Origin of the sequence: Leptospira stimsonii (genome assembly GCF_003545885.1) — a bacterium.
GTDB classification, from domain to species: domain Bacteria; phylum Spirochaetota; class Leptospiria; order Leptospirales; family Leptospiraceae; genus Leptospira; species Leptospira stimsonii.
The window spans coordinates 1,257,464-1,271,132 of sequence record NZ_QHCT01000001.1 but is presented as its reverse complement, the minus strand read 5'-3'; the positions used below and the strand labels follow the sequence as shown (position 1 = coordinate 1,271,132).

General features: G+C 42.4%; 10 protein-coding genes. 6 read left to right on the top strand and 4 right to left on the bottom strand.

All coding sequences use genetic code 11. The features are described from left to right. Positions 1–318: 318 nt before the first annotated feature. From DLM75_RS06195 to DLM75_RS06185, 3 genes are all read left to right on the top strand, one after another. Positions 319–1,746: an OmpP1/FadL family transporter gene (locus tag DLM75_RS06195; RefSeq protein ID WP_118967585.1), complete on the top strand. Its 1,428-nt coding sequence runs from the start codon at positions 319–321 to the stop codon at positions 1,744–1,746. A 499-nt stretch (positions 1,747–2,245) separates the two neighbouring features. Next, positions 2,246–3,985, top strand: coding sequence for a SpoIIE family protein phosphatase (locus tag DLM75_RS06190; protein WP_118967584.1), 1,740 nt, complete (start codon positions 2,246–2,248; stop codon positions 3,983–3,985). A gap of 2 nt (positions 3,986–3,987) precedes the next feature. Beyond that, positions 3,988–5,784 (top strand): SpoIIE family protein phosphatase, encoded by a 1,797-nt coding sequence (locus DLM75_RS06185; RefSeq protein ID WP_118967583.1) that lies wholly within the window; start codon positions 3,988–3,990, stop codon positions 5,782–5,784. 200 nt (positions 5,785–5,984) lie between these two features. Here DLM75_RS06185 and DLM75_RS06180 read toward each other — a convergent pair whose 3' ends face one another. Together DLM75_RS06180 and fliD are read right to left on the bottom strand one after the other, a co-directional pair. After that, the gene (locus tag DLM75_RS06180; protein WP_118967582.1) at positions 5,985–6,941 is read right to left on the bottom strand and encodes a DUF8042 domain-containing protein; all 957 of its coding nucleotides are present in this window, start codon (positions 6,939–6,941) and stop codon (positions 5,985–5,987) included. A gap of 18 nt (positions 6,942–6,959) precedes the next feature. Further along, positions 6,960–8,879, bottom strand: a complete 1,920-nt coding sequence (gene fliD / locus DLM75_RS06175) for a flagellar filament capping protein FliD (protein ID WP_118967581.1) — start codon at positions 8,877–8,879, stop codon at positions 6,960–6,962. Between the two features lie 132 nt (positions 8,880–9,011). Between fliD and DLM75_RS06170 the strand changes: the two genes are divergently transcribed. The 3 genes from DLM75_RS06170 to DLM75_RS06155 all read left to right on the top strand — a co-directional run bounded on the left by DLM75_RS06170 (position 9,012) and on the right by DLM75_RS06155 (position 12,159). After that, positions 9,012–9,728 (top strand): MIP/aquaporin family protein, encoded by a 717-nt coding sequence (locus DLM75_RS06170; RefSeq protein ID WP_118968010.1) that lies wholly within the window; start codon positions 9,012–9,014, stop codon positions 9,726–9,728. A 414-nt stretch (positions 9,729–10,142) separates the two neighbouring features. Then, positions 10,143–10,532 (top strand): DUF1801 domain-containing protein, encoded by a 390-nt coding sequence (locus DLM75_RS06165; protein ID WP_118967580.1) that lies wholly within the window; start codon positions 10,143–10,145, stop codon positions 10,530–10,532. A 430-nt stretch (positions 10,533–10,962) separates the two neighbouring features. Next, the gene (locus tag DLM75_RS06155) at positions 10,963–12,159 is read left to right on the top strand and encodes a M23 family metallopeptidase (protein WP_118967578.1); all 1,197 of its coding nucleotides are present in this window, start codon (positions 10,963–10,965) and stop codon (positions 12,157–12,159) included. A gap of 191 nt (positions 12,160–12,350) precedes the next feature. Here the strand turns inward: DLM75_RS06155 and DLM75_RS06150 are convergent, their stop codons facing one another. Then, positions 12,351–12,998: an NAD(P)H-dependent oxidoreductase gene (locus DLM75_RS06150; RefSeq protein ID WP_118967577.1), complete on the bottom strand. Its 648-nt coding sequence runs from the start codon at positions 12,996–12,998 to the stop codon at positions 12,351–12,353. Between the two features lie 114 nt (positions 12,999–13,112). Continuing rightward, positions 13,113–13,556: an Rrf2 family transcriptional regulator gene (locus DLM75_RS06145; protein ID WP_118967576.1), complete on the bottom strand. Its 444-nt coding sequence runs from the start codon at positions 13,554–13,556 to the stop codon at positions 13,113–13,115. Positions 13,557–13,669: the final 113 nt, after the last annotated feature.

Genomic DNA, 13,669 nt, shown 5'->3' with positions numbered 1-13,669 from the left:
CCCTTCCGAATGAGAATCAAAAAAATCGAAGGAAAACGTTCCTTTGAAATTCAATTTGGGTTCTCTTTTTGAGGAGGGTTCCGGTCCGAGCGTCTCGCTTTCGAAAACAGAAATTCTTCTCTTGCAGTTTCCTTTTCAAAGTAGGAACTCCTTCTTACCCGAGAACAAAGGGATTTCCATTATTTTAGACAAAAGAAACAAATTGATCTACATTTAATCATATATTATCTCATATAGCGGAAATTTTTCTTTTATACTGATTGAATCGAATTCTCCCTCGAAAATCCTTTGAGTTACTTTTTTCTCAGGAGATTCGGAATGGTTTCAAAATTTGGCAATAGGAGATCTCGGTTTTTCTTACCGGGTATTTTCTTCATTCTCACCTTGTTTGGAGATTCGGCAATTTGGGCGGTGGACGGTTTGACGCGAAACGCAATCAACGCGAGATACGAAGCACTTGCGGGCACCAATACCGCGTTAGGCGGTTCTCCAGTGGATGTAGCGTTGAATCCCGCAAATCTATCTCTCACGAAAGGTAAAAAGATAGAATTCGGTTTGGGAAATTCTACGATCTACAATCGTTATCAAGATCAATTCTTAGATTCCAATCCGAGTTACGTTTATAATAACGATAAGAAAAGTCAGGTCAACGCACCCGCACCTTATATCGCGCTTAAACTTCCGGTAACGGATAGTATCGATTACGGAGTTGCACTTTACATTCCCGGTGGAGCGATCGGAGGAGTGGATAAGATTACGAGAAACACTCCGAACGGACAATCTCTCAATGATTGGGCCGGAATCAATATTCCGGGTCCGATCGGAGATTCGAAACAAATCAAAGAATCGAACTCAAATCAGTTTGCAGTTGTAAAACTCGTGAACGGTCTTTCTTTTAAGATCGGAAATTTATCTCTCGGGGCGAGTATAGAGGCCATCTACGGAACACAAAAACTGAATCAAAAATACTATGACATCACAGGAACGGTTGAAATTCCCGGACAAGGATATTATTACGAGAGTAGCAAGAAGGCGTTTACGATCGGAGGTGTCGTCGGGGCCAACTATGCAGTCACCGAACGTTTCAGAATCGCCTATTCCTATCAAGCCCATTCTTCCATTCCTTTGAATGGTCATTATCAGATCGGCCTTAACAATCCGTACTATTACAGAAGAACAGGGGTTTCCTATAATTTTGATCTTCCCGAAAAACATTCATTCGGTTTTTCTTATGGACCTGAAAATATCAAGATCGCAGTGGATTTAATCTACACGAACTACGGTTCGTATCTCAAAAAGGCAAATCAGAAACTCGAAGACCCTTGGCTCCCTACCCCCTTCGGTAATTTAGCGGACGCGGACGCACATCTCAATTTCCGAAATCAAGGCGGGGTTCTGGTCGGATTCGAACATAAACTTTCGGATTCTTGGATCTACAGACTCGGCTATTCTTACAATTCGCTTGCGATCAAAAGTAACGGCTTGGGCGGAACCACCGGAGGATTTTTCTCCGTCTATCACGTGTTCGCGGGAGGGATCAGTTATCTCTTCGATAAATGGAGTTTGGATTTGGGAGTCAGTTATAACGGCCCCAAAAATCACGTGAACGGCGCGAAGGGAACCGATTGGGACTTCTCTCATTCGATCAAAACGGGACCAACTTCATTTAACAATGCAGGGTATTCGTACGGAGCGGAATCTACGATTCTTGCAGTCAATATCGGAGCGACGAAATCCTTTGATTAAAACCGATCTCCCCTTGATTCGAATTCCATTCGATCGAGGGGAATCTCCCCTTTCCCATAATAAATCTCCTTAAAACCGATTTTATCTTTTCACCGGAATCAAAAACAATTCCACACTCTTTTATAAGAAATTATTTATTTCCAATTTTTAAAAGTATTTAAGATTGGAAAATTCCAGTCATTTGTTAGGAACAAAAAGTTCTATTCACACATACGATTGTAAGATCGCGGATTTGTGAATGATTAGAATTTTTTGAACCTTTTGGAATTGAATTTTCGTTTTTGGGACTTCGCAAAGGTAGGAATAAAAACACGTTTTGTTCCGTACGTTCGTTTTGTTTCTTTATCTTCAAAAAGATTGGTATTTTTATAAAGAACCATTTTATAGTTTCAAATTCCTCGTCAAAACCAATAATAGGATTGAAATTCCGATTCTCTCAATCGGCTCGTTTAGGTGATCTTTATCCTATCATTTCGAGGTCTTAACAGATTTCATTCATATGAATTATTATCTTTTTTTCCCAATGATTGCTTTGCTTGCGAATACGATTTTTATCGCCTTCGTTTACGCAAGACGCACGGGCAATCCGATCATTCGTTCTTATCTGATTTATTCCACTTCGCTAAACGCCTGGCTTTTCACCTATATTTTTACCTGGTCCTATCTTCCCGAATCGTGGATGACTTGGGCGTTCAAAATTCTTTCCATCACTTGGCTTCCAGTGGGAGCACTTTACTTAGAATTCGTTTATACGTTTCTCAATCGTTCCCCCGGATTGTTTCTTTGGTTTTTTCGCATCGGAGTTCCAGTCTCTTATCTTCTCACGCTTACAACTGATCTAGTTGTGAAAGGAAGTATTCATTATTATTGGGGATACGAAAACGAACCCGGACCCGTTTATCATATAGTAATCCTTTCGTTCGTCGCGCTCCCCGCTTTTATCGGCTTAGGCATTCTCGCGAAATCTTTTTTTTCTTCACATAAAAATCAGAGAAAACAAATCGGACTCGCCATCTTCGGTTCCATGGTCGCGATGTGTCTCAGCTTTTATTCGGAGATCATCCAAGTGGACGAACAAGGCAGAATTCTTTCCGTACCTTGGACTCCAATGGCGATCGTAATTCAGTCTTTTCTAATATTTGTCGCCATCACAAAATACGGTTTTTTAAGAATCAATATCGAAGGTCTGGCCGTAGAACTTTTCAAAGACATTCACGACGGAATGATCTTGGTAAAACAGGACCGCTCTCTTTTTTTCATGAACGATTCTGCGACTAAAATATTAGGAATTTCAAATATTCTTCCCTCCCATTTTTATCCTTCCGATTATTTCCGCGGTTATCAGGAGAATCCCAATCACCTTTCCAAAGAATATCAACCGATCTTCAATCCAAGTTGCAAAGGTGTAGAACTCACGAGATCCAATATCGAATTGACCGGAAACGAAAGAGGTTATCTTTTTATTTTAAGGGACATTACTGAAAAAATAGATTCTCGAGAAAAGATCGAAGCGATTTATACCGCTCTCAGCAAGGATCTCGAAATCGCAAAGATCGCGCAAACATCGGCGATCTCCACTAAGTTTCCGGAAAATCCACGTTATAAATTCCATTCCCATTTTCAGCCGTTCGAATTGGTGGGAGGAGATTTTTTCAGGGCACTGGAACGCACAGATGGGAAATTGGATATTTTTTTTGCGGACGTTTCCGGACATGGGATTTCCTCAGCGATGGTAGCGGGTATGCTTTCGATTTCCTTCCAGCTCGTCTCCGAGAAAAATTCGGAACCGAAACAAGCTCTCGAAAACATCCAGAACTTGCTCCTCGGCGCAGTCCTCAATCATCACATTTCCGCGGTGTATCTTTCTTTCGATCCAAATACAAAAATATTAAAATATTCTTATGCAGGACATCATCCAATCCTGATTTTTCGGGATGGAGAAGTTATTTCGTTAGAAGGTTCCGGAAGAATTCTACTGGTCACTCCGGAAACGGACTTATCAAATTATTCCTTTCAATTAAAGAAGGGAGACATCGTTTTCCTGCATTCCGATTGCCTTTTTGAAGTAAGGAATATGGACGGTGATATTCTTGGATACGAGGAATTTTTCGAAAGACTCCGAGAAATCCCGGTCCAAACTCCCGAAAAAATTCTTAAGACGTCCATAGATCATTCTTTGGCTTTCGGTCGCGGAAAACTTACCGACGATCTCGCGATCCTGATTCTGGAGGTTTTTTGATCATGAACCCTTATGTTCTGATTCCTTTTACCGCCTTGATGATCAACGGATGTTTGTTTGCGTATGTCAGCGCACTCAAAGGTAAATCAAGAACCGTAAATCTTTACCTTAGATTTTCGTTCCTTTTGGCCATCTGGCATATCGCACTCATTCTTTATTGGTCTTTTTTACCTGGAAACTGGCCTGAAATCATTTTTAAAATTTCCTCTTTTTCTTGGATCTTTATCGGTTGTCTGTTCTTCGAATTCGCTGTGGAATTCACGTCCGCATCGTTTCGGTTTCTGATCTATTTTTTTCGAGGCCTTTCCTTGGTGTCGTTTATCATAGCGATTAGCACCGATTTGGTGATCGCTGGTAGCACGAGAACTTATTGGGGCGACGTAATTGCGACGGGGCCTTTGTATATTTCGGTGAGCACCGTCGTCATCGGCGTTCCGACCTTGTTCGGTTCCGTGATTCTGATCGTTAAAAGTTTTCGTTCCCAAAATTCCTTTTTTAAAAAACAATCCAGACTCGTCGCGTATGGAACGATAGTAACCTTCGTCTTTAGTTTTCTTACCACCATTCTACCGAGATTTATCAATCCATCCCTAACCTTCCCTCCGATGAGCGGGAGCGCCGCGGTAATCCAATCGATCTGCATTTTTATCGCGATCCATAAATACGGATTTATGGATTTGAAGTTGGAGCACATTGCACTCCGACTTTACTCTGAAATCAGAGAAGGTGTGGTCTTACTATCACCGAAGGGAACTCTATTGTTCAGTAATCTCTCCGCGCGAAAGATGTTAAATCTCCCGGAAGGTTTTGGAATGGGAATGAAGTTAAATCTCTCCGAATATCTGGAAGGATTTCCTTCGGATACGTATTTCGAAAGAAAAGAATTCATGAATCTGAAGGTGAACGCCGAAAAAAATCTTTTCAGTCCACAGGAAGATTACTTTCACGTTCCGGAAAACAAATATTTGGAAGTTTCTTCCTCTCCGATCCCCCTTTCCGGAAAAAACGGAGGGAAAGTTTATATTCTAAGAGATATCACAGAGAAAAAAGAATCATTGGAGAAAATTAGAAAACTCTTATATAGATTGGACTTGGATCTTGACCTAGCGAGGGACATTCAGGAAATGATCACAACTCGCGACTTTCCCGATTCCCCGGATTACAAAATTCATTCCCATTTTCAACCTTACGTAAAGGTGGGAGGGGATATTCTAAACGTGAAAAAGGAAAAGGACGAAAGTCTTCATATTCTTTTCGGCGACGTTTCCGGTCACGGTATTTCCGCCGCGATGGTTGCGGCGATGACTTCCATCGCTTTCGGTGCCGCGACAGGAAGAAGCAATCTTACCGATCAGAATCTTTTGTTTATGCATCATCTTTTGAAAGATACGATCACGTTACATTTTCTTTCGTCTGTTTATATGAGATACGTTCCCTCGGCCAAACGATTGGAATACAGTTACGGAGGTCATCACCCCGGTCTTTTGATTCGCAACGGAGAATGTAGTTTTATCGAAGGTTCGGGCGGAATTCTTTTTGCGATCGCCTCTCCGAAAATTCATCGATACGAACTCGATCTGATCAAAGGAGATCGAATCCTATTCTACTCGGACGGTTTATTCGAAGTCAGAAATTCCGAAGGTAATATTTTAGGAAGGCATCAATTTTTAGACGCGGTGAAATCCTTGGTAAGCGAAGACACAAGCTCGATGATTCGATCCATTCTTTCCTATTCCAGTTCTTACGGCGGCGGAGAAATGTCCGACGATATTACAATCTTTTGTCTGGAAGTATTTTAAACCGAATTCGTTTAAACCGACACAATAGCGATTGTGGAAGAATCAACGATTCTTCTTCGAAATTCTTTCTGCGGTCTTAGGATCGGTTGATGGAGTTTAGGTTGGAGCCGCAGAGAAATACGTTGAGGACGGAAGCGGCTCGTCCTTGGGCGAAACGCCAAGGACGGATTCTCCAAAACTTTCCCTTAGAGGTCGGTCCGTTACGAAATTTTTTCCTGAATCAATTTCAGAAACGGAAGGAATTCGTCTAACGTTCCCGGAAGTTCATATTCGATCAAATCTCCGGCGCGAATAATGTCTTTCTCTTCCAATGCTACGGCGACCGATGCAAGAATCTCGTTCAATTCTCCGGTTTTCTCCTCGAAGCCGATTCCTTCGACTGAAATTTCGGAAAGATCCAAATCCGGTTTTCTGAATTTCAAAGTGATAAACGAAGTCAAAAGTACGTTGATCTGAGAAATCGATTGAGTCAGGAGTTCCGTCGCGACTTCGTCCTTTCCGGATTGGTAGGCTTCGTTTACTTTTACGAAACTTTCCTTGAGTCCGCCCACGTTTCCGATAAACGTATTCAAAATTTCTTTTAGAGTCGGCAAATCCAGATCCAACACTTGCGTTCTCGCGATGAGATCCATGATAAAAAGTTTGAGATCTCTCAGATTCTCCAAAAAGGATTCGATCGCTTCGGTGCTATCAAGATTCGTGCAATGCGAAGATATCTCGGATACGATCTGCGAAACGGTATTACCGGTCCCCATCGGTTTGATCTGATCCAATTTGAGATGAAGAAGGTTCGAAGCGGAATTCAAAACGGATTGTATCCACGTAACTCCGTCCGATAATTCCTTGGATTCCTTTTCAGTCAAAGAATCTCTTCCGAAAAGTGTGGAGCCAACCTTATCAACATAGAGATCCAACTCGGTTAGAGTGGAAACCAAAAAGTCCATCTCTTCCCCGATAAAAAATTCCATCTTGTTTGTGGAATCGATTCCTCGATCCTGCATTTCGGAAGGTTGAAACTCCACTCCGTCCACGGTGCAACCGAGAAGATACTTTCCTTTGGACTCGACCCACTTCGTGATTTCTCCGAAGACTTCGCCCAATTTCTTTTCGTTTTCAAGAGAACTATCTAAGAGATGTTCGTTGATATAAATTTCCATTTCATTCTCCTTCTTGAATCACTCGTTTCTGGCGCCTCTGAGGTTGTTGTTCAGATAGGCTCCCACGGCTTTGTTTTTACCGACTCCCTGCTCCATATAAAGAAACTTGGATTTCAGTTTTTTCTCGTAACTCACGAGATGATTTTCGTATTCTTTAATCTTCTTATTATTATCAGTGACTTGCTCTTCGAGCATCTTCACTTTTCCGGAAACAAGACCGCCCGCATATTGCGTGTAAGGTTTTACGTGTTCTAAAAGATCCACGGCGACTCCGGTATCCATTCTCGCGTCCGAATTTGTGTCGATCGCAAAGAGATTTCGAACCGCATCCGGATTTTCGGCGAGTTTGTTTTTCAACTTCTCTTCGTCGAGAATCAAAAAACCGTCCTGGATATCGGCCCATTTGCTTCCCACGTTTCCCGTGGAAATTCCGATGTCGCTTAACATTCGAACGGGATTCTCACCCGTAACCGGATAAGAAGAACTCGCGACCGTTTTCATTCCGGCGATCAGACGAAGAACGGTATGTTCTCCCGATAAAAGTCCCGTTTTGGTTTTTCCTTCCCAGAAGGTTTGCCCGATTTCGCCGCCGTCCTCTTTTCCGTCGTTTACTTGCGCGTTCTTATCAACGGCAGTGGATTCTTTTGAAAACTTCAGAACCGTATTGTAAGCGGCTATGAATTCTTTGATCATCTCGAGACCCTTATCGGAATCCGTCTTGATATCGATGCTAACCGGCCCTTCCGTTTTTTTGAGAAGGTTCATAGAAACCCCGTCGAGAACGTCCGTCAATCCCTCGTTTTTCGGACGACTGACTTCGATTCCATCTACGAGGAAGACTGCGTCTTTTGCTTCGGTAATTTCCTTTGCAGGTTTTGCTCCTCTGAATTCTCCGGGAACAACTATATGAAAATTTTCTAATACGACTGTCTTTCCGCTCGAGTTCGCAAAAAGAATCTTATGAGCTTTCATACCCGACGGAAAACTTTTGAGATTGAGGACGATCTTTCCTTCCTGTTTGGAAGCGGTTTCCAAGATCATCTTCTCTTTATCGTTTTCTTTATAAAGAATTCCTAATTCTAGTTTGTCTTCCGGTGCGAACTGGGTAGACGTGATGAGTTCTATCTTTGTATTCTTCTTAAATTCCGAAGTCGGAATTCCGAATTGAAACGAACCGACGCTCGCAACTTCGATCCATTTTTTTCCGTTCTCCTCTTTGAAAGTAGGTTTTGCATCTGCGGGAATTCCGTATTTTTCGGATTGAAACACGAGAATCTGATCCGCTTCGGGAAGAAGATTGATTTCTTTCGGCGGATCTGCGGGCTCCGTTGCGCCTACGAGACCGGAAGCTTGAAGAACTCCATTCGCATCCTCGAACTTGAGCTTGCGTTCTTTACCGGAAAGTCCAGCTGTCAACGTGAGAACGTAATTGTCTCCGTCCACTTTTACAAGACCCGTGTTCACAAGTCCCGCGGCGGATACTTTGATAGCGCTCGCAAGATCTCGAATCGTTCCTCCGGAGAATTCGATTTCTTTTTCGGAATCTCCCGAAAAGATTTTAAAACTTCCGGCAGGAATTTGTTTGTTCGCGTCGGTTTTGTCTCCGGAAACTTGGTGAAAGGTTGCGAGTTCTTTGATTTCGATTTTACGTTTTCCAGCGCTCGCGGAACGGGAAGCGTCCCCGCTTACGACACCTTCCGGTTCGGATACGATATTCTTCATCGCAAAGGGGGCGGTAAAAGAGATGAGTGCTCTGGTTTTATTCTGGAGGTCGGTGGTTACGATTTTTAGATCGTTCCACGCTTTTACTTGAGCTTTGTTAAACGAATTCTGTTGCTCAAGTCGGCGAATCGGTTTTCCTTCCAATTCAACCAGTTTTTTTACGATCAAATTCGTGTCTTGACCGGAGCTAAGTCCTGGAATCGTAAATGCGGGCATCTTGTCCTCCTAAGTTCTACATCGGTCGAAACGGAAAAAAGATAAGGGAAAATGAAAAAATTCAGGGCTCTAAAAACCAATTGCCGATCTTAGAAATCCGTGGATTTTGGTCCCGAATTTCGTGGGGGAATTATGATATCGCCTGTTTTGGGAGAATTTTTAGGAACTTTCGTCTTGATCCTTTTGGGCAACGGAGTCGTCGCCGGTGTTCTGCTCGAACACAGCAAATCCAAGGACAGCGGTTGGATCGTAATCACGACGGGCTGGGCTTTTGCCGTGATGCTCGGCATTTTTACTTCCAACGCCTTCGGAAGTCCGGACGCACATCTCAATCCTGCGGTGACACTCGCGTTCGCGATCAAGTCCGGAGACTATTCGAAATTACTAATATACATTCCCGCTCAAGTCGCTGGCGCTTTTTTAGGAGCAGTATTCAACTTTTTGCATTATCTTCCTCATTGGAAAGAGACAAAAGATAAAGGAAAGATCCTCGCGGTCTTTTCGACGGAACCTGCGATTTCAAATACCGTTTCCAATTTTTTTAGCGAATTCTTAGGAACCTTTTTACTTATTTTGGGAATCGTTTCCATCTTCTCTCCAACGATGCAAGGATTGACAACCCACTTCGGCGCATTCTTAGTCGGTATCTTAGTCTGGAGTATCGGCCTTTCGATGGGAGGAACAACGGGTTACGCGATCAATCCCGCGAGAGACTTAGGTCCGAGACTCGCACATTTTCTGCTTCCGATTCCGGGAAAAGGATCTTCGAATTGGAAGTATGCTTGGCTTCCCGTTGTCGCACCTTTGAGCGGAGCCGCGTTCGCCGGATTCGTGCTGGGATTTTTTTAAAGAGGATCAAATCAAATCTAAGAATGGATCGGCAAATCAGTTTTTAAAAAACTAAAAAACCGAGTGAGACAAAACTTGCGGGATCTCCCTCGTTTCGATTGCAATTTCACTGAATCTCCTAGCTAGCTTCTTACAAGATTTCGCAAGTAGCTCTTAAGAATTTTCCGAAATTTTCTCTGAACAAATATCAAGCCTTATCGTATAGCGGAACGGACTTTAAGTCCGTTACAAGCGATTTTTACGAAAAACGGTTTGTCGGAACAAGTGAGCGAGTTTTAAAAGGTTGATTTTATTTAAGAAAAGAATCGGAAGATTGCCTTCGGATACTTTTTAGAGTTCCCGATTTTTTCGTAAGCGTCGTTTATTAAACAGAAACGATTTGGATTTGAGAATCGATTTTATCAAGCAAGATGTATGAAGAATTTTGAATCTTTTTTTACAAAACTTACGGAAGAAGAAAAAGAAATCGTTTTGATTCTCAGAGGGATCGTTCTCGATTGTATCCCTAACTTAAAAGAGAAGATTTCATACAACGTTCCCTATTATTTTCTCAATACGAGAATTTGTTTTATCTGGCCTTCTTCCATCCCACTCGGTCCGAAAAAGGGCGTAGAATTCGGTTTTTGCCAAGGACATCTTCTTTCCGATCCTAGAAATTTACTCTTTTCCGGGGAAAGAAAGATCGTGAGATCGATTTCGTATTTTTCTAAAAAGGAAATCCAAACAAGGACTTTGCGAAACTTTCTCTTAGAAGCGGTGATCTTGGATGACCAGATCCGACCTTCTTCCAAAAGGAAACGTTAAAAATTCCGATTCAAGATCTTTGTCAAAGAGCCTGAAACGTCGGCTTCCAAGCGAGAGGAACTCCTTGTTCTCAAAAGAAAACTACGGAGAAGAATACCAATTTGCGAGAACTCGGAGTTCTAAGAAGAATCCGATCCAACGAAAGAATAGGATTCCTATGAAATCCCATTCTTTAACGAACTCGGAGGAATTCCACTTCCTTGCTCAAAAAAATTCAAACCTTCTTTCGATGATATAAAAAATACGAGGGATCCTCTTTATCTCCTCTCAGACTGAAAGATATAGGACCGTATTGGAGTCCCCCGAAAAATTGCTGACCAGGGATTTGAATCCAATGCATGAACTCGGGAAAGAAAAACTTTCCTCGATTTTTCATACTATAAAATGATGATTTACTCTATTTTTTGTTCACAAAAAGTAGTTCTACAGTATGCGAAATCGAATTCTCATCCTCATTTTTCTTTTGTCCCCTTTTATTTCCTTATTCTCGCAAACCGGAGAGTTCAAAGGAGAATGCAAACCGAAAGAATGGATTTGTATTCTTACTCGAAATGAGAATCAAAAGATCGAGTTTTATATCCAGAATAAAACCCCAAGCGCGGATTATCCTTTCACGGTTTATTTTAATTTTACAACGTTAGAAAATTTCGAATCAGACACTCCTCTTCCGCTTCGATTCGTTTCAAAAGGAAACAGCGAACCGACGAAAATTCTCACCATACAGCCATTAGACGCTCAAAAAGAACGTACCTATAGTTCGAGTATTTACGTGAGGGCGGGTGATTTTAACGCGAGTAAATCCAAAAATGTAGTTTATCGTCTACCTTTCGAATCTTCCGCGAGAATCGGTCAAGGTTATAATGGAAAGTTTACTCATTTCGGTCTCTTCGCTTACGCTCTTGATTTTTCTCTTCCGGAAGGAAGTTCGGTGATCGCCGCGAGAGAAGGTCTTGTCATAGCGGTTCAAGATAAATTTACTTCGGGAGGAACGACCCCTTTCTTTAAGGACAAGGCGAATTACGTTCAGATTCTTCATAAGGACGGAAGTATCGCGGAATACGCTCACTTGAAACACAAGGGTGTTTTCGTTCAGATGGGACAAATCGTTAAAACCGGAGAAAAGATCGGACTTTCGGGAAACACAGGATTTAGCAGTGCTCCACATCTTCACTTTCACGTTTTGAAACCGACGGAAGATTTTCAAAATTTGGAATCCTTTCCGACGGTCTTTGAAACGGATGAAGGGGTTTTGGAAGAACTCAAAGAAGGCGTCGTCTATTGGAATCCGTCAAACGCTCTTCCCGCAGGGAAGGCTATTTTTGAAGATGATTTTAAGATCTGTTCCGATCTCTCAAAGAATAAACTTTCGGAATGTGACGAAAAGTTCAATCCGCAGAAACGACCGATCATCTCTTTGGATATCCGCAAACCGGGGAAACGCGATTTAAAAGTCGAAGTCTGTAATCCGGATTCCGTTTGTAAAAGAGTCGATTGGATTCTGCAACCGGAATGGAAGGTTTCGATTTGGTATTTTGATTGGAGCATTCTTCCGGTCATCTCCGGAAAGTATAAGATTCAAGTGATCGACGATCTGGAAATTCTGAAAACATGGATTATCGAAAGATAGAACTTTTCGTTTTTCTTTTTCAAACAGGACGAGATAGTTTTCTTAGTTCTTAAAAAGGAAAACGGGATTCTCCAACGCTCTCCTAAAAAACGAATCTCTAAAAATGATCGTCCGGATGATTTTCCATAAGGATCCGGACAAGATTCATTCTTTATTTTGAATATTCTACGATTGGAATATATTTTATCTCTTTACACCGAGGAGACTGGAGAATACTCGATTACAAAATTCTCTTTCGACCTTCGTACCTTAGGTGCGTTCACGATCGTATCTTTTTCGACATCCCTGTAACCCAACGTTAGAATCGAAGTTGATCGCAGACCTTTCTCTTTTAGGTGCAACAATTCATCCAAAGCCTTTGCGTTGAATCCTTCCATCGGAGTTGCGTCCACACTTTCCATGGCGGCGGCTACGATTCCGGTTCCGAAAGAGATATAGGTTTGTCTCGCGGCCCAGTTGTAAGCGGTTTCCGGAGTATGCGACTTCAGCCAATTCAGCATGGAATTCTTAAATCCTTCCAGAGACTCCACGGTTTTGTTTCGGGTTTTGGAGATGAGTTGGATGTACTCGTTTATTTTTTCTTCCGTTACTTGTTCCCATGCGGCAAAGATGAGAAGATGAGAGGCTTCTTCGATTTGGGGTTGGTTGTATGCGATCGGACGGATTTGGCGTTTTAATTCTTCATCTTCAATGACGAGGACGTTATAGGGTTGTAAGCCGAACCCGGAGGCGGTCAAACGAATGGCTTCTAAGATTCTTTCCACTTTTTCCCTTGGAACCTTTTCTCCCGTCATTCTTTTTGTCGCGTAACGCCAGTTGAGTTTTTCCAGTAATTCCATGTTCCTTTCTCCTTTGAATTTCCCTATTTTGTATGATTTGGGATAAGATGTTACCTTGTAATAAACACTCTAACAGGTTGGACTGAAAAAAAGGAAAGAAGAAAACGATGAAAATCAGTTTGTGAGAGACATTTTTTTCTGACACTCGCCACGGACCTGCTTCATTACGTCCGCAAGGGAGAATTCTCCAAGTTTGGCTTCGAGCGCGGTTTGTGCCTGCGCGAAAATACATTCCAAAGCCGGAAGAATTCCCATTCCCACCGAACAATCTTGTTTCGGGTGGTCGTGGACATTGAAGAGACAATCCGAATCTTCGATTGCGCGATAGATATCGGAAAGTAGGATCTCCGTCGCCGGTTTTGCAAGGCTTGCGCCGGGAACTCCTTGTCTGGTCAAAACAAGACCGGCCTTTCTGAGTTTTCCCGTTAGAGTTCGGACGATCGCAGGATTGGTTCCTACGGATTGGGCGATCGTATCCGAAGTCGTATCTCCCCCGTTCCCGTTTTCCAGGAATGTGAGAATATGAATTGCGACTGCGTAACGACTGGGAATTGCCAAGTTTTTATTCCTTACTCTGTATTCATTGTTTTAGACGAGTACCTGCCAAGAAGAATTCAGCTTTTCCTACGAATAAAATCGTCTCGATCAGAAAGATTCGTTACTTTTGGATG